Source organism: Microbulbifer halophilus (assembly GCF_026183675.1).
Taxonomy (GTDB): Bacteria; Pseudomonadota; Gammaproteobacteria; order Pseudomonadales; family Cellvibrionaceae; genus Microbulbifer; species Microbulbifer halophilus.
The window spans coordinates 1-375 of the sequence record NZ_JAPIVK010000104.1 but is presented as its reverse complement, the minus strand read 5'-3'; the positions used below and the strand labels follow the sequence as shown (position 1 = coordinate 375).

Sequence of the window (375 nt, the reverse complement as noted above, 5' to 3'; positions counted from 1 at the left end):
TCTTAGAGGGCTGGGAGTCGGTGACGGCTCCTGGCTACTCGGCGCACTCAGGTGAATAAATGAAAATTCATGTTCTACTACTAATTTCTCTTAGTCTTTTTGCAGGGGAATCATACTCAAAAGAGTATAAGTATTCCGATGCGGTCAATTGCTCCCCTCAGTTTCAAGGTGATATAGATAAGGCAACGCCGGGAGAAGAGGTGGAAGTTGGACTAGCATTAAGAAAAATGTTGCATCTAGATCTAAGCAGCAAAGTTGATACACTTTATTATGAGCCGAATGATCATCCAGAGTACAAGAATACTAAGCTTCACTATCAAGATTGGATAAATGCATATTTTAAATCTGGCGTAAAGAATTCTGTGGAATGCTTTT

Annotated in this window: 1 protein-coding gene; it reads left to right on the top strand. The window is 40.3% G+C overall.

Features of this window, described 5'->3' with window-relative positions; translation table 11 throughout:
- Nucleotides 1-59 precede the first annotated feature (59 nt).
- Nucleotides 60-375: hypothetical protein (locus OQE62_RS19410; RefSeq protein WP_265723698.1), on the top strand; the 316-nt coding region annotated here is incomplete at its 3' end.